The 26,502-nt window shown below is 69.5% G+C and carries 29 protein-coding genes and 1 riboswitch; of the genes, 13 read left to right on the forward strand and 16 right to left on the reverse strand.

Annotated elements, in window-relative coordinates; genetic code table 11:
- Positions 1-60 precede the first annotated feature (60 nt).
- Genes P5G52_RS05465 through P5G52_RS05475 form a run of 3 tightly spaced genes read left to right on the forward strand, consistent with a single transcriptional unit; the run spans position 61 to position 2,947 of the window.
- Positions 61-669, forward strand: a complete 609-nt coding sequence (locus P5G52_RS05465) for an ECF transporter S component (RefSeq protein ID WP_301225376.1) — start codon at positions 61-63, stop codon at positions 667-669.
- On the forward strand, positions 666-2,153 hold the full coding sequence (locus P5G52_RS05470) for an ABC transporter ATP-binding protein (protein WP_301225377.1): 1,488 nt from the start codon (positions 666-668) through the stop codon (positions 2,151-2,153). Before P5G52_RS05465 ends, P5G52_RS05470 begins: the two co-directional genes overlap by 4 nt.
- Positions 2,150-2,947, forward strand: a complete 798-nt coding sequence (locus P5G52_RS05475) for an energy-coupling factor transporter transmembrane component T family protein (RefSeq protein ID WP_301225378.1) — start codon at positions 2,150-2,152, stop codon at positions 2,945-2,947. Before P5G52_RS05470 ends, P5G52_RS05475 begins: the two co-directional genes overlap by 4 nt.
- Before the next feature lie 144 nt (positions 2,948-3,091).
- Here the strand turns inward: P5G52_RS05475 and P5G52_RS05480 are convergent, their stop codons facing one another.
- The 4 genes from P5G52_RS05480 to P5G52_RS05495 all read right to left on the reverse strand — a co-directional run bounded on the left by P5G52_RS05480 (position 3,092) and on the right by P5G52_RS05495 (position 6,798).
- On the reverse strand, positions 3,092-3,829 hold the full coding sequence (locus tag P5G52_RS05480; protein ID WP_301225380.1) for an amino acid ABC transporter ATP-binding protein: 738 nt from the start codon (positions 3,827-3,829) through the stop codon (positions 3,092-3,094).
- Positions 3,826-4,590 (reverse strand): amino acid ABC transporter permease, encoded by a 765-nt coding sequence (locus P5G52_RS05485; protein ID WP_301225382.1) that lies wholly within the window; start codon positions 4,588-4,590, stop codon positions 3,826-3,828. The genes P5G52_RS05480 and P5G52_RS05485 overlap by 4 nt, the downstream gene beginning before the upstream one ends.
- 10 nt (positions 4,591-4,600) lie before the next feature.
- Positions 4,601-5,524: an ABC transporter substrate-binding protein gene (locus tag P5G52_RS05490; protein ID WP_301225384.1), complete on the reverse strand. Its 924-nt coding sequence runs from the start codon at positions 5,522-5,524 to the stop codon at positions 4,601-4,603.
- A gap of 170 nt (positions 5,525-5,694) precedes the next feature.
- Positions 5,695-5,812: riboswitch (SAM riboswitch) on the reverse strand.
- A 107-nt stretch (positions 5,813-5,919) separates the two neighbouring features.
- Positions 5,920-6,798, reverse strand: coding sequence for an aminodeoxychorismate lyase (locus tag P5G52_RS05495; protein ID WP_301225386.1), 879 nt, complete (start codon positions 6,796-6,798; stop codon positions 5,920-5,922).
- A gap of 95 nt (positions 6,799-6,893) precedes the next feature.
- Between P5G52_RS05495 and P5G52_RS05500 the strand changes: the two genes are divergently transcribed.
- The gene (locus tag P5G52_RS05500; RefSeq protein WP_301225387.1) at positions 6,894-7,277 is read left to right on the forward strand and encodes a DUF7793 family protein; all 384 of its coding nucleotides are present in this window, start codon (positions 6,894-6,896) and stop codon (positions 7,275-7,277) included.
- A 347-nt stretch (positions 7,278-7,624) separates the two neighbouring features.
- On the opposite strand, the gene P5G52_RS18285 is transcribed toward P5G52_RS05500, so the two are convergent.
- Positions 7,625-8,020, reverse strand: a complete 396-nt coding sequence (locus tag P5G52_RS18285; RefSeq protein WP_363321865.1) for a DUF1059 domain-containing protein — start codon at positions 8,018-8,020, stop codon at positions 7,625-7,627.
- On the opposite strand from P5G52_RS18285, the gene P5G52_RS05510 reads away from it, so the two are divergent.
- Entirely contained in the window at positions 7,971-8,777 is an 807-nt protein-coding gene (locus P5G52_RS05510) for a GAF domain-containing protein (protein WP_301225391.1), read from the forward strand. The genes P5G52_RS18285 and P5G52_RS05510 overlap by 50 nt on opposite strands.
- A gap of 49 nt (positions 8,778-8,826) precedes the next feature.
- On the opposite strand, the gene P5G52_RS05515 is transcribed toward P5G52_RS05510, so the two are convergent.
- On the reverse strand, positions 8,827-9,069 hold the full coding sequence (locus P5G52_RS05515; RefSeq protein WP_301225393.1) for a hypothetical protein: 243 nt from the start codon (positions 9,067-9,069) through the stop codon (positions 8,827-8,829).
- Between the two features lie 328 nt (positions 9,070-9,397).
- Here P5G52_RS05515 and P5G52_RS05520 point away from each other — a divergent pair, with 328 nt between their 5' ends.
- Entirely contained in the window at positions 9,398-9,679 is a 282-nt protein-coding gene (locus P5G52_RS05520) for a hypothetical protein (protein WP_301225395.1), read from the forward strand.
- Between the two features lie 40 nt (positions 9,680-9,719).
- On the opposite strand, the gene P5G52_RS05525 is transcribed toward P5G52_RS05520, so the two are convergent.
- From P5G52_RS05525 to P5G52_RS05555, 7 genes are all read right to left on the reverse strand, one after another.
- The gene (locus tag P5G52_RS05525) at positions 9,720-11,438 is read right to left on the reverse strand and encodes an amidase (protein ID WP_301225397.1); all 1,719 of its coding nucleotides are present in this window, start codon (positions 11,436-11,438) and stop codon (positions 9,720-9,722) included.
- Positions 11,438-12,469: an agmatine deiminase family protein gene (locus tag P5G52_RS05530; RefSeq protein WP_301228665.1), complete on the reverse strand. Its 1,032-nt coding sequence runs from the start codon at positions 12,467-12,469 to the stop codon at positions 11,438-11,440. The genes P5G52_RS05525 and P5G52_RS05530 overlap by 1 nt, the downstream gene beginning before the upstream one ends.
- Before the next feature lie 220 nt (positions 12,470-12,689).
- Positions 12,690-14,741 carry an aminodeoxychorismate synthase component I gene (gene pabB / locus P5G52_RS05535; protein WP_301225399.1) on the reverse strand — a complete coding sequence of 684 codons (2,052 nt, stop codon included), beginning with the start codon at positions 14,739-14,741 and terminating at the stop codon, positions 12,690-12,692.
- Positions 14,742-14,744: 3 nt separating this feature from the next.
- On the reverse strand, positions 14,745-15,362 hold the full coding sequence (locus P5G52_RS05540) for a LysE family transporter (protein ID WP_301225401.1): 618 nt from the start codon (positions 15,360-15,362) through the stop codon (positions 14,745-14,747).
- 23 nt (positions 15,363-15,385) lie between these two features.
- On the reverse strand, positions 15,386-15,895 hold the full coding sequence (locus tag P5G52_RS05545; protein ID WP_301225403.1) for a low molecular weight protein-tyrosine-phosphatase: 510 nt from the start codon (positions 15,893-15,895) through the stop codon (positions 15,386-15,388).
- Between the two features lie 79 nt (positions 15,896-15,974).
- A complete protein-coding gene (locus tag P5G52_RS05550) occupies positions 15,975-16,772 on the reverse strand; it encodes a methyltransferase domain-containing protein (RefSeq protein ID WP_301225405.1) in 798 nt (265 codons plus the stop codon).
- A gap of 28 nt (positions 16,773-16,800) precedes the next feature.
- Positions 16,801-17,271: a MarR family winged helix-turn-helix transcriptional regulator gene (locus tag P5G52_RS05555; protein ID WP_301225407.1), complete on the reverse strand. Its 471-nt coding sequence runs from the start codon at positions 17,269-17,271 to the stop codon at positions 16,801-16,803.
- Positions 17,272-17,369: 98 nt separating this feature from the next.
- On the opposite strand from P5G52_RS05555, the gene P5G52_RS05560 reads away from it, so the two are divergent.
- Positions 17,370-19,505 carry an MMPL family transporter gene (locus tag P5G52_RS05560; RefSeq protein ID WP_301225409.1) on the forward strand — a complete coding sequence of 712 codons (2,136 nt, stop codon included), beginning with the start codon at positions 17,370-17,372 and terminating at the stop codon, positions 19,503-19,505.
- A 12-nt stretch (positions 19,506-19,517) separates the two neighbouring features.
- Here P5G52_RS05560 and P5G52_RS05565 read toward each other — a convergent pair whose 3' ends face one another.
- The 3 genes from P5G52_RS05565 to P5G52_RS05575 are packed head-to-tail and all read right to left on the reverse strand — an operon-like array spanning position 19,518 to position 22,164.
- Entirely contained in the window at positions 19,518-19,865 is a 348-nt protein-coding gene (locus P5G52_RS05565) for a hypothetical protein (protein ID WP_301225411.1), read from the reverse strand.
- An 11-nt stretch (positions 19,866-19,876) separates the two neighbouring features.
- A complete protein-coding gene (locus P5G52_RS05570) occupies positions 19,877-21,862 on the reverse strand; it encodes a multicopper oxidase domain-containing protein (protein WP_301225413.1) in 1,986 nt (661 codons plus the stop codon).
- Positions 21,859-22,164 carry a hypothetical protein gene (locus P5G52_RS05575; RefSeq protein ID WP_301225415.1) on the reverse strand — a complete coding sequence of 102 codons (306 nt, stop codon included), beginning with the start codon at positions 22,162-22,164 and terminating at the stop codon, positions 21,859-21,861. The genes P5G52_RS05570 and P5G52_RS05575 overlap by 4 nt, the downstream gene beginning before the upstream one ends.
- A gap of 36 nt (positions 22,165-22,200) precedes the next feature.
- Here P5G52_RS05575 and P5G52_RS05580 point away from each other — a divergent pair, with 36 nt between their 5' ends.
- The 6 genes from P5G52_RS05580 to P5G52_RS05605 all read left to right on the forward strand — a co-directional run bounded on the left by P5G52_RS05580 (position 22,201) and on the right by P5G52_RS05605 (position 26,482).
- Complete coding sequence (locus P5G52_RS05580; RefSeq protein WP_301225417.1) at positions 22,201-22,644, forward strand: hypothetical protein; 444 nt, start codon at positions 22,201-22,203, stop codon at positions 22,642-22,644.
- A gap of 49 nt (positions 22,645-22,693) precedes the next feature.
- Positions 22,694-22,837 carry a hypothetical protein gene (locus P5G52_RS05585; protein WP_301225419.1) on the forward strand — a complete coding sequence of 48 codons (144 nt, stop codon included), beginning with the start codon at positions 22,694-22,696 and terminating at the stop codon, positions 22,835-22,837.
- A 114-nt stretch (positions 22,838-22,951) separates the two neighbouring features.
- Entirely contained in the window at positions 22,952-23,701 is a 750-nt protein-coding gene (locus P5G52_RS05590; protein WP_301225421.1) for a response regulator transcription factor, read from the forward strand.
- Positions 23,698-25,215 (forward strand): HAMP domain-containing sensor histidine kinase, encoded by a 1,518-nt coding sequence (locus P5G52_RS05595; RefSeq protein ID WP_301225423.1) that lies wholly within the window; start codon positions 23,698-23,700, stop codon positions 25,213-25,215. The genes P5G52_RS05590 and P5G52_RS05595 overlap by 4 nt, the downstream gene beginning before the upstream one ends.
- Positions 25,216-25,237: 22 nt before the next feature.
- Positions 25,238-25,942: an AAA family ATPase gene (locus P5G52_RS05600; protein ID WP_301225425.1), complete on the forward strand. Its 705-nt coding sequence runs from the start codon at positions 25,238-25,240 to the stop codon at positions 25,940-25,942.
- Between the two features lie 84 nt (positions 25,943-26,026).
- Positions 26,027-26,482 (forward strand): hypothetical protein, encoded by a 456-nt coding sequence (locus P5G52_RS05605; protein WP_301225427.1) that lies wholly within the window; start codon positions 26,027-26,029, stop codon positions 26,480-26,482.
- The last annotated feature ends 20 nt before the right edge of the window (positions 26,483-26,502 follow it).

The raw sequence follows: 26,502 nt of genomic DNA on the forward strand, positions 1-26,502 counted from the left end.
CACGGAAACTGCTCCGGCAGCCCCGCCACCCTCCCCTCCTGTACCTCAGGAGGAAACACCATGGCATCATCAACCGCCCTCAAGGGCACCTCTCCCCGCACCCGCCAATGGCGCGTCGTCGACATCGTGGTGGCCTCGGTCATCGCGGTCGCCGTCGGCGTCCTGTTCTTCGCATGGTCCGCGGGGTACTCGGGCATCAGCCTGCTCACGGCGGGCTTCCCGCCCCTGGCCGGGCTGTACTCCGGCGGCTGGCTCATCGCGGGGGTCCTCGGCGGGCTCATCATCCGCAAGCCGGGAGCAGCACTCTACTGCGAGGTCCTCGCCGCCGCGGTATCGGCCCTCATCGGAACGCAGTTCGGCCTGAGCGTGCTGCTCTCCGGAGCCATCCAGGGGCTCGGTGCCGAGCTCGTCTTCCTGCTCTTCCTGTACCGGAAGTGGAACCTGCCCGTGGCGCTGTTCGCCGGTCTCGGTGCCGGCCTCGCGCTCGCGATCAGTGAGAACATCCTCTACAACGCGCTGTGGACGTTCGAGTTCAAGCTCCTGTACACGGTGTTCGCATCCATCTCCGGCATCGTCATCGCCGGGCTGCTGTCCTGGCTCGCCATGCGGGGCCTCGCCAGGACGGGCGTGCTGTCCTCGTTCGCTGCGGGCCGCACGGCGGACGAGTGACACCAGCGCAGTCCCCGTCCACGGGAGCCGTCCACGTTCGCGCCCGGGGATGGGGCTGGCGCCACGCCGGCCGGAAGTCCTTCGCCGCACGCCGGCTCGATCTCGACATCTCTCCGGGGGAGCGGGTCCTGCTCCTCGGGGCCTCCGGCGCGGGCAAGTCCACGGTGCTCTCCGGCCTGGCCGGGCTGCTCGGCACCGACGACGAGGGCGAGCAGGAGGGTGAGCTCCTGCTCGACGGCGCGCAGCCGGCCGCTGCCCGGGGACGAGCCGGGCTCGTCCTCCAGGACCCCGAGACGCAGGTGGTCCTCGCCCGTGTGGGTGACGAGGTGGCCTTCGGGGCCGAGAACCTGTCGGTGCCGCGCGAGGAGATCTGGCTGCGCGTGGGTCGGGCGCTCGACGACGTCGGCCTCGACCTCCCCCTCGATCACCCCACGACGGCGCTCTCCGGGGGCCAGAAGCAGCGGCTCGCGCTCGCGTCCGTCCTCGCGATGGAACCCGGCCTGCTCCTGCTCGACGAGCCCACCGCGAACCTCGATCCCGACGGAGTCCTCGAGGTCCGCGACGCCGTCGTCCGCGTCCTCGAGCGCACCGGGGCCACGCTCGTCGTCGTCGAGCACCGCGTGGCGGTGTGGGCCGACGTCGTCGACCGCGTGGTCGTGCTCGACGCCGCTGGAGGGGTGCTGGCCGACGGGCCGCCGGCGAGCGTGCTCGCCGAGGGCTCGACCCGTGACCGACTGGCCGCCGCAGGTGTCTGGGTCCCGGGGTGGCAGCCGGTCGTGGGCGGACCGCCCCCCGCCGGCGGAGGCGAGGCCCTGCTGTCGGCCTCCGGACTGACGGTCGCCCGCACGAGGCGGGGACCGGCCGTCGTCGAGGACCTCGACACCGAGGTGCGCGCAGCCGGGGCGCTGAGCATCACCGGTCCGAACGGGGCCGGGAAGTCGACCGCCGCCCTGACGCTCGGTGCCCTGCTCCGCCCGCGCGCGGGACGGCTCGAGGCGTCGGCGGCCCTGGCCGGGACCGCCGGCGGCGACCCGTTCCGCTGGCGATCGTCGGAACTGGTCCAGCGCATCGGGACGGTCTTCCAGGAGCCCGAGCACCAGTTCCTCACCGGGACCGTCGCCGACGAACTGGAGTTCGGGCCGCGGCGTGTGAGCGGGGTCCAGGACATGCAGCGCACGGACGTCGCCGAGCGCCTCCGCCTCACCCACCTGCTGAAGGCCAATCCCTTCACACTGTCCGGCGGGGAGAAGCGGCGCCTGTCCGTTGCGACCATGCTCGCGACCGCCCCGCGCATCCTCATCCTCGACGAGCCGACGTTCGGGCAGGACGCCGGGACATGGGCCGAACTCGTCACCCTGCTGCGCGAACTGATCCACGAGGGCGTCTCCGTCCTCTCCGTCACGCACGATGCCGACTTCATCGCGGCACTGGGCGGCGCCACCCTGCACATCTCCGGCGGAGAGGGACGGCTGGTGACCCGATGAGCACCGACTACCTGACCCCGGTGCTGACCGGGAAGACGCTGCTGCGCGCCAATCCCGTGTCCAAGCTGTTCGCCGCCACCGTCGTCACGCTCGCCCTGATGGCGAGCATCGACTGGGTGAGCGCCGCGGTGGTCCTCGCCTGCGAACTCGCGCTGATGCCCCTCCTGGGCATCAGCGCGGTGGGACTGGCACGGCGGATCTGGCCGCTGCTGATCGCCGCGGCGATCGGCGCCTACGGAACCGCCCTGCTGGCAGAGAAGACGGGGCGCGTCCTGCTCGACGTCGGGCCGCTCCTCTTCACGGAGGGGTCGGTGGCGGCCGGCATCGCCGTCGGGCTGAGGGGACTGGCGCTCGCGCTCCCGGGCATCTTCCTCCTGCTCACCACGGACCCCACGGACCTCGCCGACGCGCTCGCGCAGAAGCTGCACCTGCCGCACCGCTTCGTCCTGGGGGCGCTGGCGTCGCTGCGCCTGGTCGGCCTCCTGGTGGAGGAGTGGGAGGCCCTCGGGCTGGCCCGGCACGCCCGGGGCATCGGCTCGGACGGCTCGATCATCGCGCGGACCCGCAACCTGCTGGGGCAGTCCTTCGGGCTGATCGTGCAGGCCATCCGGCGGGCCACCCGGCTGGCGACGGCGATGGAGGCCCGCGGCTTCGGCGGAGGACCGCGCACGTGGGCGCGCGAGAGCACCCTGGCGCCGCTCGACGCCGCTGTCGCCGTCGTCGGTCTCCTGATCGCCGGAGGTGCAGTGACGGCGGCCGTCCTGGCCGGGACCTGGAACTTCATCCTGTCCTGACCCGGACGACCGCCGTCGTGGCAGGACACTGCGCGCGGAGCGCCGCCCTCGACCGAACGGCGGGAGAAATGCCACAGGGGCTCCGCGTGTGCGGAGCCCCTGTGGTTGAGCGGATGATGCGGCAGGACCGCTACAGCACGTCCGCTACAGCACGTCCGAGAGGAACGACTTCAGCCGCGGCGTCTGCGGGTTGTCGAAGACCGCGGCCGGGGGACCGGATTCGACGACGACGCCGCCGTCCATGAACGTCACGGTGTCCGAGACGTTGCGCGAGAAGCCCATCTCGTGGGTGACGACGACCATGGTCATGCCCGCCGTAGCGAGGTCCGCCATGAGTGCGAGGACGCCCTTCACGAGCTCCGGGTCCAGTGCGGAGGTCGCCTCGTCGAAGAACATCACCTCGGGGTCCATGGCGAGCGCCCGGGCGATGGCCACCCGCTGCTGCTGGCCGCCGGAGAGGTTCCCGGGCCGTACGTCGGCCTTGTGCTTGAGGCCCACCAGGTCCAGCTGCGCGAGGGCCTTCTGCCGGGCCTCGTCCGCGGACATCTTCCGGAGCTTGCGCAGTGCGAGGGAGACGTTGTCCACCACGGTCTTGTGGGGGAAGAGGTTGAACTGCTGGAACACCATGCCGATGCGGCGGCGCAGCTCGTCCGGGTTGTCCATCAGGACGGACCGGCCGTCGAGCAGGATGTCGCCCTTGTCCGGTTCGATCAGGCGGTTCAGCACGCGCAGGAGCGTGGACTTGCCGGACCCGGAGGGGCCGATGACCGACGCCGTCGTGCCCCGCTCCACGTGCAGGTCGATGCCGCGCAGCACGTGGTTGGAGCCGAAGGAGAGGTGGAGGTCCCTGCCGGTCAGGGTCCCCGATTCGAGAGTCTTCATGCCTTCGCTCCTTCGCCGATCTTCGCGGCCAGTTCATCGGGCTCGGGCTTCTCCCGCTTGCCGACCCGCAGCCGGTTGTCGATGTAGTTGACCAGGTGCGTCAGCGGGATGGTCAGGCACAGGTACAGTGCTGCCGCCGCGATCAGCGGCGACAGGTTGCCCGTGGTGCTCGCGGAGTCGTTGCCGATCCGGAACAGTTCACGCTCGCTGGCGAGCAGCCCGAGGAAGTAGATCAGCGAGGACTCCTTGATCAGCGCGATGAACTGGTTCACCAGGGCGGGCAGCACGCGCCGCACGCCCTGGGGAACCACGACGAGCTGCATGGAGGAGCGGTAGCTGAAGCCCAGCGCGCGGGAGGCCTCCAGCTGCCCCTTCTCCACGCTCTGGATGCCGGAGCGGAAGATCTCACCGATGTACGCGGCGGCCATCAGTGACAGGGCGAGGATGCCCATCGGGAAGGGACTGGTGCTGCCGGTGACCTGGCGGTAGATCGGGCTGAGGCCGATGCCGATGAGCAGGATGATCACCACGGCAGGCACTCCACGGAAGATGTCTGTGTAGATGCGCGCCACCCAGCGGAGCAGCCGATTGCGGGAGATCCCCAGGATCGCGAGGACCATGCCGAGGACCGTCCCGATGATGCCGGAGGACAGGGCGAGGATCAGGGTGTTCCGCAGTCCGACCGCCAGGAGTTCGGGCAGGACCGCAGCCATTGCCTCCCAGTCGAAGAAGGTCTGCGAGAGCTGGTCAAGGGCATTCATGCAGGGACCGCTACTTTACTTCCACGGCTTTGCTGCCGGGCTTCCAGTCGGAGGGCATCTCGCGGTCCGGGTACCACTCCTTGGTGAGCTCGGTCCACGTGCCGTCCTCGATCACGGCGTCGAGCCCGGAGTTGAGCGCGTCGATCAGGGGCTGGTTCTCGCTGTTGACCGCGTAGGCCGTGAAGTTCTCGGTGTTGATGATGGTCTCGGCGATGGTGGTGTCATCGCCCTCCTTCACCTGGCCCGTGGCCTGCTGGGACGGGGCGACCCATGCGTCGACCTGACCGTTCTTCACGTTCGCGTAGACCGTGTTGTAGTCCGCGAAGCGCACGGGCTCGAGGCCAAGGGTGTTGGTCACGTAGTCGTCCTGGACGGTGCCCTGCACGACGCCGATGCGGGTGCTCTCCGACAGGGAGTCGAAGCCCGTGACCGAGGAGCCGTTCTTCGTGACGACGGCCATGTACCCGAAGTCGTAGCCGTTGGTGAAGCCGACGTTCTCGCGGCGGGCGGCCGTCGTGGAGATCGAGGAGGATCCGACGTCGAACTGCTTGTTCTGGACCTGGGCGAGCAGTGCGGAGAAGTCCGTGGACGCGAACTCGACCTCGAGGCCGAGCTTGTCGCCGATGGCGCGGAGCAGCTCGTTGTCGTAGCCGGTGAAGACGCCGTTCTCGATGAAGATGTTTGGCGGGGCGTCGGAGAGGGTGCCCACGCGCAGGGTCCCCTCCGTGATGAGGCCGAGCTTCGAGGTGTCGATCTCGTCGACCGGCGTGGTGTCGTCGGTCGTGTACTGGTCGAGCGACTGCTGGTCGCTGCCGGCGAGGGCGTCGGTGGTCGCGGTCGGCTCGCTGCTGCTACTGCTGTTGCTGCCGCAGGAGACGGTCAGCGCGAGGAGCGGGACGGCGAGTGCCGCGAGGACTTTGCGGGAGATGTTCATGGGGTCCTTCTTCGATGCTGGCCCGGGGTGCGGGCCGACTGGATGAGGTGGATCTCGGGGAGGAACGGATGGCTGCCGGGGAGGCTGCTGGCTGCTGGTGACACGCTCGCTGTTCTGGCCGTGCGCGTTGTGGCGGCTGCTGTCCCGGTTATCTCTGGGTGGTCCGCACGACGCCGTACTTGCCAACCGGGGGACTGGTCCCGGCGGCCGAATCTTCACCTGGAGCACCCCACTACGGGAGAGGGTTGCTGTCCAGCCGGCCAGGGCCGAGGGCTGGAGCTCTTGATTTCAAGAAAACGCTATGGCAGCACGAAGCGCCCGGTCAAAACGAAACTGCGCGGAAATCAGCGTTTGACGCGGTAAACGGCCTGTAGGGCAGGCTTTTGTGGTGAAAATTACACGAACCGGTCCACGAGGTCGGTCAGCTCGGCTGTGAGGGCGGGCGAGGATCGGAGGGCCTGGCCGTCGATCGAGAGCACGGGTGCGAGGAGCCGGATGCTCGAGATCAGCCATACCGCGTCGGCGTCGAGGAGGTGGTGCGGCTCGAGCGGGCCGTAGCCGAGTTCCCACCCCTGCTCCTTCGCCGCCGTGAACAGGGCGCTCTGGGACGTACCCGCGAGGATGCCGCTCTCGAGCTGCGGTGTCAGGAGTGTCTTCCGTCCGTCGCGGTCGTGGGCCAACAGCACGGTCGAGGTGGGGCCCTCCAGCACCTTGCCGTCCGAGGAGGTGAAGATGACGTCGTCGGCCCCGTGGGCCTTCGCGTAACGGAGGGCCGCCATGTTGACGGCGTAGGAGAGGGTCTTGGCGCCCATCAGCAGCCAGGGCGCACGCTGCGCCACGGTGCTGTCATAGCCGCGTTCGAGGAACAGGACCCGAAGTCCCGTCCTGCGCTGCTCGAGCGTCGACGCCGGCACGGGAGCGACCTGGACCCACGCCGTGGCACGCGCGGCGCCTTCGACCCCGCGCGTGGCGATGAGCTTCACGACGGCGTCACGGCGCTCCGGCTCCGCTGCCGCGAACTCCCGGAGGCCGGTGCGGATGGCACGGCTCCATGCCTCGGCGTCGGGGACCGTAAGGTCCAGGGCCGCTGCCGAGGACGCGAGCCTCGCCAGGTGCGCCTGCTCCTTGCGGGGAGACCCGTCGACGGCCAGGAGCGATTCGAAGATCCCGTCGCCGCGGGTGGCGCCCAGGTCGGTGGCCAGAAGCTGGGGCTGCGAGGCATCGACGACCCTGCCGTCGTCGTGGGCCGGGTCGAGGAACACGAGAACAGTCATGGCCCCCAGCGTATCCGCTCGCGCCCGACCACCCCTGTCTGTAGTGTGCGAGGGGATGCTCGGCACTCGGGTACCACCACAGGGGGTTGGGGAGCATGGCGGAAGAACGGGATGCCGCCGCGGAAGCCTTCGTGGCCGAGCTACGCACCGAGGTCCTGTGGGTCCAGTGGCAGCACAACGTGAGCGTCGGCGACAGTGATGCTGCGGCACTGATCGAACGGTCCAACGCCCTGTGCCGGGACGTCTGCCCGCCGATGCTGGTGGAGCTCAATGGCATGGTGTCGCTCACGCGGAGCGCTCTTCACGGTTTCGCGACTGCGCTGAACATCGCAGCCATGGCCATCGTCGGCCCGAGCGCGGTCGACAGGACACTGGCGGATTTCTTCGCCAGGGTGCACAACCCCCCGTACCCCACGCGCTACTTCGAGTGCCCGGCCGAGGCGCTGGCCTGGCTCACCGGACATCCGTACGGCCCCTGACGGCGGCGGTGTCAGGGCTGACGGTGCCAGGGGCTGACCGTGTCAGGAACTGACCGCGTCAGGAGCTGACGGGAATCCCCGATCGGGTGAGCGCCGTGATGAGCCTCTCCACACGGGCGAGGCCCGCGAAATTGCCGGCGTCGTCGGTCGCCATCACCGGATCGAAGCGGGTCGGGACATCGCCTGCTCGGTGAAGCCGGGGAACCGCAAAAGGGCTTCGAACCCGACGACGGTGCCCCGCGCCGTGTCCACGATGGGTTGGTACATCCAGACGATGCCCTCGCCTCGGCATGCCGCAGCGAGGCCCTGGAAGCACCGGCGGTCGGATCGGGATGCAACGACGTCAGTCAGGCAGGCAGTGTGTGGACCCGGACCGCTTCCCTGACTTCGGCGGGAAGGTCCGTCAAGCCGTGGGCCGTCGCGGTGTGGTTCCGTACGCTGGACAGGATCTCGTCGTCCGAGGCGCATACCCAGCGGGCGTCGCACCCGGGAACCACGTCGGGCCGCCGGAGGTGCGGGCGGAGGGACGGGGCCGGTGGTGTACCCGCAACCAGGGGTCGGATGCTGCTCGCGGTAAACCGCTTCCCGATACAGCAGTACCGTAGTAGAAAGCCTGCTGACGAATCGCGGGACAGGGACGCACTATAGGCGTCGTGGCGTCGTACTTCCGGCGGCCGGCGCGAAGGACTGGGAATGAATCGGCAGGCACACGTGCAACGGATCAGGGAGGCGCTGTCCAGCACGGGCCTGGGCTTCGAGGACGTGTGGCTCCGCTATTACTCGCTGGGTGGGCTTGTCTCCCAGTTCGAGATCGAAGCCTATGTGGGCGGTGTGCTGGAACTGCCCGTCGAGGAGTGCGACCTGCTGGCCGACGCGATGAACGAACTCCTGGCCGAGGCTCAGGGGGAGGGGGGTTTCCGGGTTCCACGGTGCTCCGAACACCGGCTGGACGCAGCACAGGAGTCCCCGAAGGATTCCCGGCGGGCACTCGGCCTCGCCGGAGCCTTCCTATTCACCGACGAGGAGCAGGAAGTCGAGCGGCTCGACGCGGTGTCGCGCACCGGACTGCTCGATACCGGCCAGGAGGAGCGCTTCGACAGGATCACGAGGGAAGCCAAGGAGTACTTCCAGTGCAGTTCGGTCATCATCGCACTGATCGACGACCACCGGCAGTTCCTCAAATCCGTCATCGGCCCGATCCAGCAGAACATGCCGAGGGAGATCTCCTTCTGCAACGCCACCATCCGGAACGCAGGGGCACTGATCGTGCGGAACGCGCTCGAGGACGATCGCTTCCGGCACAACCCGCTCGTTCTCGGGGAGCCGTACATCCGCTTCTACGCCGGCTACCCGCTGCGCGGGCCGGGCGGGTGGACGGTCGGCACCCTCTGCGTGATCGACCAGGAACCACGGGACTACTCCCACCGCGACGGCAGGAAGCTGCGGGTGCTGGCGCGCGCTGTGGAGGACGAGATCAACGGCCCCCGAAGCCTTCCCTGAGGTACTACGGGACGGCGCGTGCCCGCGGCGGTCGTAGGGCGGGCGGCGGCTAGAGCTGGGCGGCGTCGGCGGTGGAGGTGGACGCTCGGGCGGCGTCGGCGTCGTCGCGTCGGTCCAGTTCCTCGGTGAGCTCCTCGTTGCGCTGGCCCGTCTCGGGATCGACTTCGCCGTCGTGGACATACTCGTGCGCCATCTCGCGCTGGATCCTGCTGTTCAGTACTTCGACCTCGGACAGCTCCAGGGGCGTCAGGTCCTCGGGGAAGGGTTCAGAAGGGGTCAGCCGGGAGTTCATAGCACCTGTCTTCGGGAAACGAGCACGGTGGATACCCGGCTCGCTTCTGAACCGTCGCCGGCGTCGCCGGCTGGTCATCATCCTACTGACACGGCGCGCCTGACGGCCGTCAGGACCCATGGAACGGTGCGGCGCGTCGCGCCCACCGGCTATCCATGGTCCGGGAGAAGCGCCGCTTCGATAACGAAGCCGGACGCGCGCTGGTGCTGTGGCGCTGGAAAGGCACAATGGAGGTGCAATCGAACGCCACGAGCGACGACAGGGCCCTCCGGTTCCCATCGTCGCTCTCCCTGTGTTCGACCATTGGAAGAGAAGGGCTGGGCGCATCATGTCAGCAGAGGACCGTCACCGGCTTGCCGTCGCAGCAGCGGACAAGGAGGCAGCGGCGTTCGAACTGGATCATGCCGAATTGAATCTCCAGGAAGCCATCGTGGTCGCGCTCGAGCACGGCGAAGACCCGGAGGTCATCGCGGAGGTCGTCGATCTGGAGCCGGAGAAGGTCCTCGAGCTGAAAGGCTCCGTCGACCAGCCGCCACTGCCCAGCCTGGAGGACCTCACCTCGATGGCCCCTGACACAGCCGTGCCGGGAAGCGTCCCCGACGCGAGCTAGCGCCGGAGGTCGCGCCGGTCATCAGGGGCTTCCCCGGCCGTCACAGGGGAGGGGTCCGCGGTGGTGCTGATCGTCGCGGTGATCCCGTGGCTTCGAACGCCGCAGCGAGGCGCAGCAGCTCGGTGTCACGGTAGGCGGGTCCGGCGAACGTCAGTCCCACGGGCATCCCGATGTCGTGCATCATCCCCATGGGTACGGTGACCGTCGGTATGCCGAGGTGTCGGGGGACGAGGTTCCCGTTCGACACCCACACACCATTCCGCCAGGCGACGTCCGCCGACGCGGGGTTGGTGTCGCAGTCGGCCGGCCCGACATCCGCTGCAGCGGGGAAGAGGACGGCGTCCAGTCCGAGGCCCTCCATCCAGGACTCGAGGTCCACCCGTCGCGTCTCCTCGAGCCCCTGCAGTCCCTCCTCCAGATGCGGGATGTCCGTGAGGTCGACTGCCCCGTGGGCACGGATGTGCCCGGGGTATCCTGCGATGTCGTCGTCGAAGCCCGAGTACCGGTCGGGCAGCGCGCGACTGTCCGGAGGGAAGATGCCGGCGCCGTCGACGTCGGCGAGCGAGTCGAGGTGCGGGTCGCCGTTCGCCTGCAGGAAGTCGTGCCAGGCCCACGCCGAGAGGTCGACGATCTCGCTCCGCAGGTATCCGGCGCTCACCAGGCCACGGGTGCGGATGGTCGGCGCGCCGGGTCGGTCGCCCTCGTAGTTGGAGACGACGGGGAAATCCACCTCGATCACTTCCGCCCCGGCCCGTTCGAGGTCGGCCCGAGCTGCCGCCCATAGGTCCAGGATCGAGTCCCGCGTCCGGATGCGCTGCCCGGTCGGCCCACCGAGTCCCGGGGAGGACGCGGTGCCGGCGTCGGGGTCCCCGTTGATGTACATGCGCGGAACGCCGAAGCGCTTCCCGGCGAGGTGCCGGCGCGCGTCGTCGGGGGTGCGGGGCGCGAGGGACGGGTAGGAGTCCGGGCGCAGCGACGACGCCGGCGGGATGGCGATCCACGGCTGGATGCGCCAGAAGTCACCGCGCGCCTCGTCGTCGTCGGCGACGATGATGTCGAGGATCTCCAGCAGGTCTGCCATGGTGCGGGAGTGGGGGACGACGACGTCCATGGTGGGCACGAGGGGCCAGTTCCCGCGGACGGAGATCACGCCGCGCGAGGGCGTGTAGGCGCAGAGGCCGTTGTTCGAGGCCGGCGCCCGGCCGGAGGACCAGGTCTCTTCCGCGAGCCCGAAGGCGGCGAAGCTCGCTGCCGTCGCCGTCCCCGACCCGTTGGACGATCCGGAGGCGAACGCGGCGGTGAGGTAGTCCGCGTTGTAGGGGCTTTCCGCCCGCCCGTACACCCCGCGCTGCATCCCCCCGTTGGCCATGGGGGGCATGTTCGTGAGGCCGAGGAGGATGGCTCCGGCGTCGCGCAGCCGGCCGATGGTGAAGGCGTCCTGCTGGGCGACGAGGTCCTGGAACGCCGGTGACCCGGCGGCGACGGTCAGGCCCTTCACCTTATAGCTGTCCTTCGCGGTGTACGGGATGCCGTCCAGCGGTCCCCGTGCCTCGCCGCGCGCCCTCCGCTCGTCCGAGGCGCGTGCCTCATCGAGGGCGGAGGGGTTCATCACGACGACGGCGTTGAGCCGTATCCCGTCCTGGTCGTAGGCCTGTATCCGCTGCAGGTAGGCGGTGACGAGTTCTTCACTGGTGGTCCGGCCGGCCACAAGGGCCTCGCGGAGGTCCCGGATGGTCGCTTCGACGACATCGATCGGCATCAGTCCATCTCCTGACGGTTTCGCGGGGCCGGCTGCTGCTGGGTGATGCAGTGGATTCCTCCGCCGAAGGCGAAGATGTCGCGGGCGTCCACCAGTTCGATGGTCCGGTCCGGGTACGCGGCGGCGAGGATGTCGGCGGCCACCGCGTCGTTCGGGTCGTCGAAGGCGCAGAGGATGACGACGCCGTTGGCGACGTAGTGGTTGATGTAGGACCAGTCGACGAATCCGTCGTCGTCGCGGATGACGGTGGGCGCGGGCACGTCGATGATCGTCAGCGGCGTGCCCTCGGCGTCGACGGCCGAGCCGAGCGCGGAGCGCAGGAGGCGGGTCACCTCGAAGTCCGGGTGCTGGGGGTCGTCCTGCCGGTGCAGGAGCAGTGTCCTGGACGCGGTGAATGCCGCGACGATGTCCACGTGTCCCCGGGTGCCGAACTCGCCGTAGTCCCGCGTCAGGCCGCGCGGCAGCCAGACCGCATGGCGCGTCCCCAGGCGGGCATGGACCTCGGCTTCCACGGACTCCTTCGTCGCCGCCGGGTTCCGCCCGGGATCGAGCTGCACGGTGTCGGTCAGCAGGACCGTGCCGCGGCCGTCGATGTGGAATCCGCCGCCCTCGTTCACGAGCATGCTCTGCGACGCGCCCACCCCGGCGAGGTGTGCGACGGCCCGGCCGACGTGCTCGTCCCGGGACCATGCGGCCCAGTCCTGCGCTCCCCACCCGTTGAACACCCAGTCGACCGCGTCCACTGCTCCGTCGCGCCCGTGCACGAACGTCGGCCCGGAGTCTCGGAGCCATGCATCGTCGAGGGGGACGGCCTCGATGGCGATGCCCGCTCCCAGCATCGTCCGCGCCGCGTCCACGTCGGCAGGATCGGCGAGAACCGTGACCGGCTCGTACCGGGCGAGGGTTTCCGCGACCCGGACCCACGCCGCCCGGGCCCGGTGCAGCGTGCTGCTGCCGAGCTGCCCGAACGTGTCGTTGGCCGGGGGGAAGGCCATCCAGGTGCGGTCGTGCCTCGCCCATTCGGCGGGCATCGTTCCGCCAACGGGCGCCAGGCCCGGCACCTCGTCGGCCGGTGCGGGGCGGGGGGATCGTACGGAGTTCACGGGGATTCCTTCGCGGTACGGGAGGTCCGCCGCGTGGCAGGCGGAGCTGCCGGCGGCCTAAAATGAATGGCATTCATTATTTCGGACCACTGTAGGGGAAGGAGGAGACCTCGCACAAGCATCGGACCGGATATCCGTGGAACCGGCGTCAGTCCGGGGCGGGGAAGGTGGCGCCCAGCGCCGACAGGACGCCGCGGGCCTTGACACGCACTTCGTCCCACTCCTCCGCCGGGTCGGAATCGGCGGTGATCGCGCCGCCCACACCGAGCGTCAGGCGGGTGCCGCCGTCGTCGTCCTGCAGGACGAGGGTGCGGATCACGACGGCGAGGTCGGCGGCGCCGGTGAGGCTGAAGTAGCCCGCGGCTCCGGAGTACGGGCCGCGCGGGGCTCCCTCGAGGCGGTCCAGGATCGCCATGGTGCTGATCTTGGGCGCGCCGGTCATCGAGCCGGCGGGGAACGCCGACGCGATGACGCCTGCGCGGGCGCTTCCGGGCCGCAGCCGGGCGTCGATCGTGCTGACCATCTGGTGCACGGTGGCATAGGTCTCGATGGCGCACAGCCGGCTGACCGTCACCGAGCCCGGCACGGCGTGGTGCGAGAGGTCGTTGCGGAGGAGGTCCACGATCATGATGTTCTCCGCACGGTCCTTCTCCGAGGTCCTGAGGTCCTCGGCGAGGGCCGCGTCGGTGTCCGGGTCGGCCGAGCGGCCACGGGTCCCCTTGATCGGTTCCGCCCGCATCCGGCCGTCAGCGGTGAGTTCCAGGAAACGCTCGGGCGACGTGCTCGCGATGGCGAAGCCCGGGAAGCGGAGAAAGTGTGCGAACGGCGCGGGACTCGCGGTGCGCAGGCGGAGGTACGCGGAGAGCGGGTCGGTCCGTTCCACGCGTGCGGACAGCGACGTCGTCAGGCACACCTCGTAGGTGTTGCCCTCCGCAATCTCGTCCTGCGCCCGGCGGATCTTCCCGAGGTACTCCTCGCGCGAGTCGCGGACGGCGAAGCGGGGCACGCCCAGCGGGGGCGACGGGGGCGACGGGGGAGCGGGGGGCGGCGCCGCGACGGCGTCCCGTGCCCGCCGGAGCCAGGCGTCGCATTCCGGATCCGGCCGTCCGTCCGAGAGGGACAGCAGGAAGACGGCGCCGTGGTCGTGGTCGATGACGACGGCGCGGCCGGCGAAGAGGAGCGCGGCGTCGGGCAGGGCATCGCCGCCAGGCGCGGAGTCCGTGCCCCCCGTCTCCCGCTTCAGCTCGTACCCGAGGTAGCCCAGCCACCCGAGCCCGAACTCGCATCCGGGCACCTGGGGCGTCCGGATGGCCCTGCGCCCCCAGACGTCCTCGAGCCAGCGGAAGAAGGGCTCGCGGATGCGGGTCGTGACTGCTCCGGCGGTGATCTCCGTGATCCCGGCCCGGTGCAGCGCCTGCTGCCCGAAGACGCCGCCGGAATCGGCGAGGACGCTGAACCGGCTGCGGCCGCCGGGCTGCTGAGCCGCTGAGGTGCCGGCGTCGGAGCTGTCGAGCCATGCGGCGGTGGGGGCGCTGCCGTACAGCGCGGAGAAGAGTGCGGCGGGGTCCGGGACCGCGTCGATGCGCTCGCAGTCGACCGTGAGCCCGCGCCGTCCCGCACGCTCCGGCGCCAGCAGGACGGCGCAGGCGGGCAGGGCGGTGAGTGCGAGCCGGATCGCCCGGGGCTGCGGGCCGTGGTGGCCCTGTACGACGACGTCGGCGGCGGCGCACGGATCGTCGGAGGTCAGCCACGCCGATTCCTGGTCCGCCCAGCGCTGCCAGAAGGGCGCGTAGGTGTCGCCGTCGCGCTGGAGGGCGGAGCGGCGCCGGATCTCCTCGTCGGCCTCCACCCAGAGAACGACGTCCAGGTGGGCGCGGGCTGCGGCGGCCGCGGCGCCGACTCCTTCGAGGAGGACGATCTCGGCGGCCGGCGTCGTGCGCTCGGGCCCGTCCCGGCCCTCCTCCCAGTTCCAGGCGTTCCATCGCGCGGTCCGTCCCGCCTTCAGGGGGCGAACCACGCGGTTCACGTAGCGGTCTATGCCGTCGCCGAGCCCGTCCCACCCGGGGTAGATCTCCTCGAGGTGGAAGAGGCTGACGGTGTGGTGCTCGCGGAGGAGTGCCGCGAGTTCCACGGCGAGGGTGGTCTTGCCGGCGCCGGAGCGGCCGTCGATCGCGATGAGCAGGGGTGTCTCGGCAGGCACGGCTCAGGCCAGGGCGAGCAGCGCGCCGACGCCGACGAAGAGCGAACCGAAGGTGCGGTTCAGGAGGACCTGTCCGCGGTCGTCCTGCGTGAAGCGGCGGAAGGAGCGCGCGGTGCCGGCGTAGAAGAACCACATGACCAGGACGTCGATGCCGATGACGGTCGCGGCGAGCACCCCATACTGGGCGGGCAGCGGTTCCTCCGGCCGGATGAACTGCGGGATGAGGGCGAGGAAGAACACGATGGCCTTCGGGTTGAGCAGGTTGACCCACACGCCGCGCCGGAACATCGAGAAGGCTCCCTCATCACCCTGCAGTGCACGGATGTCGCTGCGCTCGGGCTTCTGGAGGAACTTCCGGACGCCGAGGTATGCGAGGTAGGCAGCGCCCGTGTACCGGATGAGGTTGAAGGCGAGGGGTGAGTTGGCGACGAGGATCCCGACGCCGGCCGCGGCGATGCCGATGTGCACCAGCAACGCGGCCTGCTGCCCGAGGATGCCCCAGATGGAACGGCGGAAGCCGACCGTCAGGGCGTTGCTCATGGTGTTCACGGCGCCGGCGCCGGGAACGAAGCTGATCAGCGTTCCGGCGCCGAGCAGCGCCAGCCAGAGGGAGGGATTCACCCGTTCATGGTAAGCGCCGCAGGTCAGCCGTCCGAACCGTCGGCGTCGAGCTCGTTGCGGACGTAGCGGACGACGCCGTCCACCGCGGCGTCGACCATCCGCCAGGTGGCTTCGAAGTCGCTCGCGTCGCCGTACCAGGGGTCGTAGATGCCCAGCTCCTCGAGGTCGGTGTCCGTCGTCGAGGGATCGAACTCGCGCAGCAGGTGGATCCTGTCCCGGGCGTCGTCGTTCGGTGCTTCCGACCGCAGCTCGCGGTAGTGGTCCAGGTCGAGGGCGAGGATGAGGTGCCGCTCGCGGTACCAGCCCGGTTCGAAACGGCGGGCCCGGTGCAGGTGGCTCTCGATGCCGAGTTCGGTCAGCTTCGTCGCCGCGCGCTCGTCGATGGGGCGGCCCGCCTCCCAGTCGGTGGTGCCCGCGGAATCCACGACGACGTCGCCTGCCATGCCGGCCTTCGCGAAGGCATGGGTCAGCATGAGCTCGGCCATGGGGGAGCGACAGATATTGCCGGTACAGACGGTGACGATGCGGTACATCCCGCCAGCCTAGCCGCGGATCCCGCGCTTGCACCCACTGCCCGGGCGGGGTGATCGCCGACGGTCCGGGAGCACGTGCTCAGTCCCGCGCGAGGATCTCCACGCTCGGCATGAGGAACACGGCGTCGTCCATCCGCGCCCACCTGCGCCAACCCTCGGCCAGGCGGTCGAGTGTCTGCTGGTCGGCGAGCCCACGGTCGAGGGTCTGCTCCGCGAAGGCCGAGTGCAGGACGCGATCCGCCCAGGACCCGGCGTGGAAGCTGCGCTCCTCGGGGGTGGCGTAGGTCCAGTTCGACGACGACACCTCCACGTGCGCGAAGCCGGCGGCGGACGCCCAGCCCGGGAGCCTCCGTCCGGCATCCGGCTCGCCGCGGTTGCCGCGCGCCAGGTCGCGGTACAGCGTCCTCCACTCCTCCAGTTCCTCGACCGCCGGATGCCAAGCCATGGCCCCGAAGTCGGCGTCGCGCGCGGCGACGATGCCGCCGGGACGCACCACGCGCCGCATCTCGCGGAGCGCGGCCACCGGGTCGGCGACATGCTGGAGGAGCTGGTGCGCATGGACGACATCGAAGGACTCGTCCGCGAAGTCGAGGTCGTAGACGTTCCCCTCACGGAATTCCACGTTCGCGAGGTCCCGGTGCGTTTCGGCCGCCTGGGCGACCACGTCCGCCGAGCTGTCGATGCCGATCACCGATCCCGGTGCCACGATGTCCGCGAACCCTGCGGTGATGCTCCCGGGGCCGCACCCGATGTCCAGCAGGTCCATGCCTGCCTCCAGGTAGGGCTCGAGGTAGGCGGCGGAGGACGCGACCGTCCGCGTCGCGTGCGCCGTGGTCACGCTCGGGTGGTGTCCGTGGGAATAGACCTCATCGCTCATTCCGGAAGGCTAACCCGCGGCAGGGCCCTCAGGAAGCACCGACGTCGTCCCGCGCCTCATTCTTGGCGGCAACCGTGGCGTCGGTTACCTTCCGCATCATGTCGAGCAGCAGGGCGAGCTGCTCGTCCGAGTACTGGTCGAACACCCCGCTGATGTGGCGGGCGAGCGGGGCGAACAGCATCGCGCCCGTGGCGCGCGCCTTCTCGGTCATCTCCAGGTGCACCTGCCGGCGGTCGACGTCGCTGCGGCGGCGCGTGACGTGGCCTGCGGAATCGAGGCGGTCGACGAGCGCGGTGGTGGCCGGCGAGCTCAGGTTCAGCTCCTCCCGGAGCAGCCCAGGGGTGACGGTGAGGCCGGCACTGGCCGCGCCCATCATGATGCCCAGGGCCTGGAGGTCGGTGCGGTAAAGGCTGTCGCGCTCGCTGGCGGCCTCGACGTAGCGGTCTGTCTCGATGGTGAACTGCCGCAGGAGTACCAGGAGTTCGTCCTTCGTCGCCATGGGTCCCGCCTCCTTTTCCTCCAGTTTAGGTCGGTTCCTATTATCTCCACCATGGATATACTTTATCGCAGAGATAATTCAGGAAGGTGGAGAGCGTCATGAGGAACAGCTGGTTGAGGGTGCTGCTGCCCGTCGTCGTCGTGCTGATCTGGCTGGTCGGGGCAGCGGTAGGTGGCCCGACCTTCGGCCGGCTCGAGGAGGTCTCCAGTAACGACGCCGCGTCCTTCCTGCCCGCGAGCGCCGAGTCCACGGAGGCGGGCGAGCTGCAGCAGCGGTTCAGCGACTCGGATGCCATTCCCGCGGTAATCGTCGCCGAATCTGACACGGCCATCGAGCCGCGGAACCTCGGCCTGTACGAGGAGATCGGGGTGGCGCTCGGTGAGGTGGAGGGGCTCGAACCGCCGGCCGCTGGGGCGCCCGCCGTCGCCGGACCCATCCCGTCCGAGGACGGGCTGGCCGTCCAGTACATCGCCTTCGTCTCCTCCGATGCCGAACTCGCAGAGGTGGTCGGGGAGCTGCGCACCGTCCTGACGGACGAACTGCCCGACGGCGTGACGGGATACGTGACCGGACCGGCGGGTTTCACGAACGACCTGGTGGAGGCATTCGGCGGCATCGACGGGATCCTGCTCGGCGTGGCGCTCGGAGCCGTGTTCGTCATCCTGCTGGCCGTCTACCGCTCCGTCGTCCTCCCGTTCCTGGTCCTCCTGACCTCGGTGTTCGCGCTCGCGACGTCGATCCTGCTGGTCTTCGGCTTCGCGAAGCTCGATCTGATCCAGCTCACCGGCCAGAGCCAAGGCATCCTGTCGATCCTCGTGATCGGCGCCGCCACGGACTACGCGCTGCTGCTCGTCGCACGCTTCCGTGAAGCGCTGGCGGAGCACGAGCTGAAGTGGGACGCGATGCGGGTGGCCTACCGGACGTCCGTGGCGCCGATCCTCGCGTCCGGTGCCACGGTGATCCTCGGGCTGCTGTGCCTGCTCTTCTCGGACCTCAACTCGAACCGGAGCCTCGGACCGATCGCCGCGATCGGCATCGCCTTCTCGCTCGGAGCAGCACTCACGTTCCTCCCGGCACTCCTGCTCCTCTTCGGCAGGGGCGCTTTCTGGCCGCTGCGCCCGCGCTACCACCCTCGGACCGCGGCCGCCGCACCCCGGGGCAGGCATGCGGCAGCCGCCGGACCCACCGGACTCGAGCAGGTCCGGGGCCTGTGGAGGCGGGTGGCCCTGCTGGTGGCCGGCCGCCCACGCGTCCTGTGGATCGCGTCCCTGCTTCTCCTCGTGGCCGGGTCCCTCGGACTGACCCAGCTGCAGGCCGGCGGGGTACCGCAGTCGGCCCTGATCCTGGCACCGTCGAACGCGGTCGACGGCCAGGAGGCGCTCGGCCGCCACTTCGACGCCGGGTCCGGCAGCCCGGTCTACGTCGTCGCACCGGAAGCCGATGCCGACGCCGCGCTCGCCGTCGTGTCCGCACAGGAGGGCGTCTCCGACGCCGCGCTGACCGCGGACCCCGGTGGCGCCGCCGTCGTCGAGGACGGCCGGGTGCTCATCAGCGGGACGCTCGAATACCAGGCGGATTCGGACCGGGCCGAGGACGTCGTCCGTGAACTGCGGACCACCCTCGACGACGCCGGCCCGGATGCCCTGGTAGGCGGTGTCAGTGCGGTGGCGGTGGATACCAACGACACCGCACTGGCGGACCTCGGGAAGATCATCCCGATCGTGCTGCTCGTCATCCTCGGAGTGCTGGTCGTCCTGTTGCGGTCCATCCTCGCGCCGGTGCTCCTCGTGGCCAGCGTCGCCCTCTCGAACGCGACGGCCCTGGGCGTCTCCGCGCTGGTGTTCAACGGCGTCTTCGGGTTCGAGGGCGCGGACGCCTCGGTGCCGCTCTTCGCCTTCGTGTTCCTGGTGGCGCTCGGCGTGGACTACAACATCTTCCTCATGACGCGGGTGCGGGAGGAATCGCTCCGGATCGGCACTCGGCCCGGGATCCTCCGCGGACTGGGGGTGACCGGAGGCGTGATCACCTCCGCCGGCGTCGTGCTGGCGGCGACCTTCGCGGCGCTCGGCGTGATCCCGATCCTCTTCCTCGCGCAGATCGCCTTCATCGTGGCGTTCGGTGTCCTGCTGGACACCGTGCTGGTGCGCTCGCTGCTGATCCCCGCCCTGGCGTACGACATCGGTCCGAAGATCTGGTGGCCCTCGAAGCTCGGCGCGGTGCCGTCGGCGCGGTAGCGCGGTGCTTCGTCAGGAAGCAGTGACGGTGACGGTCCGCGTCGCAAGGGCCTGGCCGGTGATCCAGTGCAGGAATTCGATCATGATCGTGTACTTCCCAGGAGTCGGAGGACGCAGGAGGATGTCGAACTTCTCTGCCGCGCCCGACTTGATAATGCTGGTGAGCAGCGGTTCCCCGGCTATCGACGGCTGCACGGCCGGTGCCGACGAGCCAGGGGTCGTCCAGAAGGGTCGGCCGTCGTGTGCGATCAGTTCGGCGATTCGCGCAGGCCGTCCGTCAGCATCCAGGAACCGGGTGCGTGTAGGGAAATAGTCGACGTTCACCATCCGCACCAGCGTCGGCATCTTGTCCCCGGTCACCACGTTCGCCTTCATCGCGGAGAGGGCCCAGACGCGATCGCCTCTCGGGCGGGCAGGAATGACGCCCCCAGCAGGTAGAAGTGCTTGGGCTCGAAGCGGTTGAGGCCCACGTCCTCGCCGGACAGCCCCGCGGCGTGGTTCAGCCCGTGCCACCGTGGATCGATCGAGTACGGTGCGATGAGCGTCTCCGTTGCGATGTCGTACAGGGGCCCTTCGGAGGAATGGCGGCGGGTTCCCGTCGGGGTGGGGCGGGCGGGGTCGGACGGCGGATCGACGATGAGGGCCCCGAACATGCCCATTTGGACGTGGAGGGGTGTGTTGACGTGGCAGTGGTAGAAGTAGGTGCCGGCGGAGCCCTTGTTCGGGTTGCCCCGCTGCGCAGGTTCGGGCCGCCACTGATAGGTGTAGCTGCCAGTCACCTCGAAGGAGGTGTGGCCCACGCCATCGTTGCGGGGATCCGGCTCGATGCCGTGCCAGTGGATCGTATGGACGTTCTTGCTCGGCTTGACCGTCCCGTGGAAGACCTCGCCTTCGGTCATCCGCACGAGCGGAGCAGGCAGCTGCCTGCCTGACGTCTCGTTCTGGAAACTCCACACCTCCCGGGAGGAGCCGTCAGGGAAGGTGAGCTCCCTGCTGAAGAAGTCGAGGTGCATCGAGACGTCCGGGCGGAGCGGGAACTCGGTACTAGGGCTGCCCTCTTGCGGCTGGTCCGACGCGAAATCCACCTGGCTCCGGAACGTGTGGTGTGCCTCGTCCCCCGTCGAACCCGGCAGGCCGGGCTCGACGGGGCCGTTGGCGAGCACCCAGTCGGCCATCAGACCGCCGGGGTAGAGTCCGCCCGCTGCCGTCTGCGACGGTTCGGCATGGCAGTGCATGGGATACTTCCAGTCCTCGTTCCTCGCGTTCCACACCGCGTCCACGGTCTCGGGCGGACGGCGGACCGAAAGCATCGCTTCCTTGCGTTCTCCCGCCTGGAGCTGGACCGTGTCCTCCCACTGCTGAAGGACGACGTCTCCCGCGGCGCTGACGCGGCCGCCTGATCGCGGGAAGTCGACGCCGTTGGCCCGCACAGTCCACACATGGTTCCCGTGGTAGTGCAGTTGGTGGTTCACGATGCCCGCGTTGAGCATCCTCATGAGCTGGCCGGTGCGGACTGCACCCGGGGCGGGGGACGCGCTGAAGTTGCGCACATCGGTATCCCGGGGATACCCCGAGGGCAGTGTGTCTTCCTCCCGATGCCTGTTGAACTCCACGTCGGTGGTGAGGGCCAGCGCTTGGAAACCGGAAAATCCGTTGAGCGTGAAATACCGTGGCACAGGTGGTGTGGTGCGCGGGTCGACGGTCTGCCCCTGGGAGGCGATGCGCGCCCAGTTCGGCACCACGTCGTGGCACATCCACAACCACTGGCGCTCGAACTCGGGTCCGTTCGGGCCGAGCCGCCAGGCATTCTGGGGGTCGATGACCACCAGGCCGCCGTACAGGCCCAAGGTTCTCTCCACGGGCTGGTTGCCGGGATCGGAGAACAGATACGTTCCGGGCACAGGAGCACGGAACTCCAGGAGCGTGGACTGTCCGGAAGCGATGGGTCCGCTGGTGACGTCCGCGCCTGCCGAACCCGCGCCGTGGAAGAGCATCTCGTGGGGCTGTGACAGTGTGTTGTGCAACAGGATGCTGATGGTGCTTCCTGTCTCGGCGATCAGTGTCCGCCCAGGGAACGAACTCGCCCAGTACGCACGCCGGGGGAGGAAATGCCGCTGGAGCGCCGGGTCCGGGCCCAGGGGGGCTGGTCTGCCGTACGGCGGCACCGGGGCATTCAGGGGATAGCTACGGCTGGGGACCACCTGTCCCGCGGCCGTGAATACCCATGGTCCCGTTGTCAGCGACGGGCTCGTGTCATTCATCCGGGTAGCCCTGTCACCGTATCCACGGTGGTAGACGAGCGAGCCGTCCACCATGGGCAGGAACCCCTCGTTGATGTACAAACTCAGCGGGCTCATGAGGATGCCCGGGTGGTGGACAGGGGTGGCAGGGCGAGACGTAGCGGTTCGTCCCGCACTGCATCCGAGACCTCGAGCTCGAAGCCGGTCTGGGAGTGCGGCGCGAGGTAGCTGATGAGGATGCGCTCCGTGGCTTTCGGAGCCAGTGCACCGGGACCGCGATCGGAGTCCTGGTGCGTGATGGTGATTCCCGACGGTGTGAGTGTCAGCCGTAGTTGAGCGGGGCTGAACAGCACCGGGTCACGGCCGGCATTGTGGATCTCCGCTTCAAGCACGAGCAGGTCACCCCACGTGAGGTTCACCGGTTGCGGCCACCCTGTGTCCTGCAGGGAGCTGCCGTGACCATGGTCATCAGTCGTTCCCGGCGCATCCCCCACCCTGACGTGGTGGGATCCCTCCCGGCTCCCGGCCTGGAAACGCGATCTGGCCGCTCTCAGGTCACCCGTTGCAGGGCGGCCCGACGCGTCAAGACGCGCGAAGCGCCCAGCGCGAAGGATGGCAACTCTGCCGAAGGCCGTGCCCACACTGGTGACGGCACTATCGTTGGTATGCGCGATCACGCCATACGTACCGCCGAGGGCCAGCAGGAGCGCCCCTCCGCTGATAGCAACGCCGAACTGGCGTCGGTTCAGGTTGCTGCTCGGAAAAGCGCTGGAATTCATGACTACCCCCATACGTTCGGAACTGCGGTCATCTTCGAGCCCTTAGCCTGTAAAAATCTTGCGATCGGTGCTGTCAGGCCTGCACAGCAGACGCACAGCTTCGCGAAAGCGCGGCTCTAGGTCAGGACGGGAGAGTAGGGGAACAGACACCACCCGCCAGGAGGACAGAATGATTGCCTACCGCCCCACCCCCGAACTGACCACCGGACGCACGGGCTTCAGAGCCGCCCTCGGGGCCATGGCCCTGGCCGCGGTCCTCGGCACCACCGCCTTCGCCCCGATCGGGGCCGAGGCAGGTCCGCTCGAGGCCTGACGCCGGCCCCGGTCCGCTACTCCGCAAGACCCGTACGGAATACTGGACCGCAACGCTCCGCCCGCATTCGCTCCGGCCTCGGCCGGTACCTCCGGAAGACACCAGGAAGACCCGATGGCCGACGCCTCGCACCACTCCATGACCGACAACCTGCCGCGCCTCGCGCATCCCGACGGCAGCCCGATCCGCGCCCTCGTCGTCGACGACGAGACGAGCCTCGCGGAACTCGTCAGCATGGGCCTTCGGATGGCGGGCTGGAGCGTGACGACGGCCGGTGACGGCGCCGCAGCCGTTTCCGCGGCGCGGAACTTCCGCCCCGACGTCCTGGTCCTCGACGTCATGATGCCCGGCGTCGACGGCATCGAGGCGCTCAAAAGGATCCGCACGTTCGCACCGAACGTCCCCGCCCTGTTCCTCACGGCGAAGGACGCCGTGCAGGACCGCATCTCGGGGCTCTCCGCCGGCGGCGACGACTACGTCACCAAGCCCTTCAGCATGGAGGAGCTCCTGCTGCGCCTCCACCGCCTCGTCCAGCGCTCCGGCGTCGCGGCGTCGGATTCCGCGGAACTGGTGGTCGGGGACCTCGTGATGAACGTCGACACGCGCGAAGTCACCCGCAATGGGGAGGACATCGCCCTGACCTCCACCCAGTGGGAGCTGCTGCGCTACCTCATGGAGAATCCGCGCCGCGTGGTCAGCAAGTCCCAGATCCTCGACAACGTGTGGAACTACGATTTCGGCGGCCAGGCGAACATCGTCGAGCTGTACATCTCCTATCTCCGGAAGAAGATCGACGCCGGGCGCACTCCCATGATCCACACCGTCCGCGGCGCCGGGTACGTGCTCAAACCCGCGGCTTCGTGACTCCTCCGCATCCCGCGGGCGCCCGACCGGGACGCCGTCCGCTGCACCTCCGCACGAAGCTGATCCTGGCGACCCTCGCACTGCTCACGGCGATCTGCGTGGCCATCGGCGTCCTCAGCCACCTCGCCATGAGCAGCTACCTCACGGGGCAGCTCGACGACGCGCTCACGCCCGCCGCCGGGCGCGCCGGTTTCCCCGGCGGGCGCCCGCCCGGCGACGACGACGACCGGCCCTTTCGAAACGTGGATCCGGAGAACGCGGCCGGCCAGCGACCGGGCACCCTCAACGCCGTCTTCTCTGACGGCGAGGCGCAGAACTCCGCGCTCGTGCAGGATGACGGCACCACGGAACCGCTCACCGACGCCGACCTCGACGTCCTCGCCGCCGTCGGCCCCGGCAGTGGACCCGCGGAACTGGAGCTTTCGAGCGGGCGCTACCGCGTCGATGCCGCGGCCCTGCCCACCGGCCTCACCCCCGACGGCTCCGTCCTCGTCACCGGCCTGTCCACCACCGAGCGCGACAGCACCCTCGTGTCCCTCGACATCACGGTGGCCGGGCTCTCGCTGGCCGGACTGGCGCTGACCGGGCTCGCAGGAACCGTGATCATCCGCCGGTCCCTGCGCCCCCTCGAGGAACTGTCGGCCGTCGCGACGTCCGTCTCGCAGCTTCCCCTGTCCTCCGGCGAAGTGGCCATCCCCGTGCGGGTCCCCCCTGCCGCAGCCCAGCCCGGTACGGAGGTCGGCACCGTAGGGCTGGCCCTGAACGAGATGATCGACCACGTCACGAGCGCCCTGCGGGAACGCCATGCGAGCGAGATGAAGGTGCGGCAGTTCGTGGCGGACGCGAGCCACGAACTCCGCACGCCCCTGACCTCCATCCGCGGCTACACCGAGCTGGTCCTCATGAGCGAGGCCGTGAGCCCGTCCGGACGGTCCGCGCTCGAACGCGTGGACAGCGAGTCGAAGCGCATGTCGTCCCTCGTCGAGGACCTCCTGCTGCTCGCGCGCCTCGACGAGGGCCAGCGCGGCGAGGCATCCGACGTCGACCTCACCGAACTCGTGATCGAAACGACGAGCGACGCGCAGGTGGCGGCGCCGGGCTACACCTGGAGCCTGGACCTGCCGGACGAGCCCGTCGAGGTGCGGGCCGTCGAGGCCGAGGTCCGCCAGGTGCTCATCAACCTGCTCTCCAACGCGCACAAGCACACGCCGCCGGGCACGGTGATCTCCACCGCCCTCGCAGTGGGGGAGGGACGCGCGAGCATCACCGTCACGGATTCCGGTCCGGGCATCGATCCGGCCTTCCTCGGCACCATCTTCACCCGGTTCAGCCGGGGGGACGCCGCGCGGTCCGCGAGCGCGGGTAGCACGGGCCTCGGACTCGCGATCGTCCAGGCGCTGGTCGAGGCGAACGGCGGGAGCATCAGTGTGACCAGCGAGCCGGGCCGCACGCAGTTCCGCGTGGACCTCCCGATCTCACAGCCCGCGCACATGCCGGACCAAGAGCACGTCTAGGCTCCTGCCGTAGAACTGGAGTATGACCCCAGCAGCACAGAGCACCACCGCCCGCTTCATCGTCGTCCTGGCAGGCATCGACGGTGCGGGGAAGACGACGGCCGCGCACGCCCTCAGCCGGCTCCTCGGGCCGTCCCGGCCCACCCTCGTCCTCGCCAACCACTCGGGACGGCGCACCGTGGCGGCGTGGCTCGACCGATCCGGACGAACACTCCCGGTGTGGGTCCTCGACCTCGCCGAGTCCGCTGTCCGATCGGTCAACGTGGTCGCGAACCACCTGCGCGCCCGGCGGTTCGACGGCGTGGTCATCATGGACCGGCACCTCTCCTGCCAGCAGGCGCTGCGCGGCTCCCGCGGGTTCGGCCGGAGCCGAATCCTCGGCGCCCTGGCACGGATGCTTCCCCCTGACGCCGTGGTGTTCCTCGATGTGAGCCCCGAGGAGGCCTACCGGCGGATCATGGCGCGGGGCACCGACGCGGAGAGCCTCCAGCACCTCCGGGCCTACCGGGAGGGTTACCTGGCACTTCCCGAATTCGCAGGCTTCTACCGCGTGGCGGCGGATGCACCCCTGCTGGCCGTCCTCGACGACGTCGAGGAGGTCATCAGCCGGGGGACGCCGGCGGCGGAGCGACCCCTGACCGGGGCCCGCGGATACCCATTCCCTGCTGTGGCAGGGCACAGCGGCGGTACAGCAATGCCGGCGAGGGTCGAGGTGGATCACTACTAGGCTCCTCACGTACCTTCCGCAAGCTTTGCGCAAGAACCCGTGGATGCTGCACCACAGGTACGGACCGTCGTTACCCTTGGGAGTGTGCCCACCCACCCGACTCCGCCACGTCCTGGCCAGCGCCAGGACGGCGGGACGGTACCCCCGCTCAACGACGCCGACCCGGCTGCGAACGCGCCCGGAAAGGCCGCACCGCTCCTCGATCCTGCCGTCCTCCGGGACATGGAACGGGACTTCCCGGGCACGTCCGTCGTCGAGCGGTTCGCCCGGGACTTCGCGGAGACCCTGGTGGGGAAGCTCAATCGGCTGGACCTCCGGTTCGGCGAAGGCGACGCACCACGCGCCGAGGATGCCGTCCTGAGCGTCACGACGTCGGCGGCGATGGTGGGCGCTACCCGCCTCACCCATGCCGCGATCGCAACGCAGCGGCTCATCGCGGCCGACGACCTCGAGGCCGCGCAGCGGTCGGTCGCCCTCCTCCGGGCATGCGCCTCTGACACCATCCGCGAACTGCAGGAGATCTATCCGGGGCGTCCCTGACCCGACGGTTGACCCGACGG

This window comes from Arthrobacter burdickii (assembly GCF_030433645.1).
Taxonomy (GTDB): Bacteria; Actinomycetota; Actinomycetes; order Actinomycetales; family Micrococcaceae; genus Arthrobacter_D; species Arthrobacter_D burdickii.

Bases quoted from the DNA above. Each gene is read 5' to 3' on its own strand.
- P5G52_RS05515 (WP_301225393.1), bottom strand. From the start codon at position 9,069: ATGAACTCCCGGCTGACCCCTTCTGAACCCTTCCCCGAGGACCTGACG.
- P5G52_RS05525 (WP_301225397.1), bottom strand. From the start codon at position 11,438: ATGCCGATCGATGTCGTCGAAGCGACCATCCGGGACCTCCGCGAGGCC.
- P5G52_RS05560 (WP_301225409.1), top strand. From the start codon at position 17,370: ATGAGGAACAGCTGGTTGAGGGTGCTGCTGCCCGTCGTCGTCGTGCTG.
- P5G52_RS05520 (WP_301225395.1), top strand. From the start codon at position 9,398: ATGTCAGCAGAGGACCGTCACCGGCTTGCCGTCGCAGCAGCGGACAAG.
- P5G52_RS05530 (WP_301228665.1), bottom strand. From the start codon at position 12,469: ATGCCCGCCGAATGGGCGAGGCACGACCGCACCTGGATGGCCTTCCCC.
- P5G52_RS05590 (WP_301225421.1), top strand. From the start codon at position 22,952: ATGGCCGACGCCTCGCACCACTCCATGACCGACAACCTGCCGCGCCTC.
- P5G52_RS05600 (WP_301225425.1), top strand. From the start codon at position 25,238: ATGACCCCAGCAGCACAGAGCACCACCGCCCGCTTCATCGTCGTCCTG.
- P5G52_RS05570 (WP_301225413.1), bottom strand. From the start codon at position 21,862: ATGAGCCCGCTGAGTTTGTACATCAACGAGGGGTTCCTGCCCATGGTG.
- P5G52_RS05550 (WP_301225405.1), bottom strand. From the start codon at position 16,772: ATGAGCGATGAGGTCTATTCCCACGGACACCACCCGAGCGTGACCACG.
- P5G52_RS05475 (WP_301225378.1), top strand. From the start codon at position 2,150: ATGAGCACCGACTACCTGACCCCGGTGCTGACCGGGAAGACGCTGCTG.
- P5G52_RS05495 (WP_301225386.1), bottom strand. From the start codon at position 6,798: ATGACTGTTCTCGTGTTCCTCGACCCGGCCCACGACGACGGCAGGGTC.
- P5G52_RS05545 (WP_301225403.1), bottom strand. From the start codon at position 15,895: ATGTACCGCATCGTCACCGTCTGTACCGGCAATATCTGTCGCTCCCCC.
- P5G52_RS05510 (WP_301225391.1), top strand. From the start codon at position 7,971: ATGAATCGGCAGGCACACGTGCAACGGATCAGGGAGGCGCTGTCCAGC.
- P5G52_RS05490 (WP_301225384.1), bottom strand. From the start codon at position 5,524: ATGAACATCTCCCGCAAAGTCCTCGCGGCACTCGCCGTCCCGCTCCTC.
- P5G52_RS05480 (WP_301225380.1), bottom strand. From the start codon at position 3,829: ATGAAGACTCTCGAATCGGGGACCCTGACCGGCAGGGACCTCCACCTC.
- P5G52_RS05465 (WP_301225376.1), top strand. From the start codon at position 61: ATGGCATCATCAACCGCCCTCAAGGGCACCTCTCCCCGCACCCGCCAA.
- P5G52_RS05555 (WP_301225407.1), bottom strand. From the start codon at position 17,271: ATGGCGACGAAGGACGAACTCCTGGTACTCCTGCGGCAGTTCACCATC.
- P5G52_RS05585 (WP_301225419.1), top strand. From the start codon at position 22,694: ATGATTGCCTACCGCCCCACCCCCGAACTGACCACCGGACGCACGGGC.
- P5G52_RS05485 (WP_301225382.1), bottom strand. From the start codon at position 4,590: ATGAATGCCCTTGACCAGCTCTCGCAGACCTTCTTCGACTGGGAGGCA.
- P5G52_RS05500 (WP_301225387.1), top strand. From the start codon at position 6,894: ATGGCGGAAGAACGGGATGCCGCCGCGGAAGCCTTCGTGGCCGAGCTA.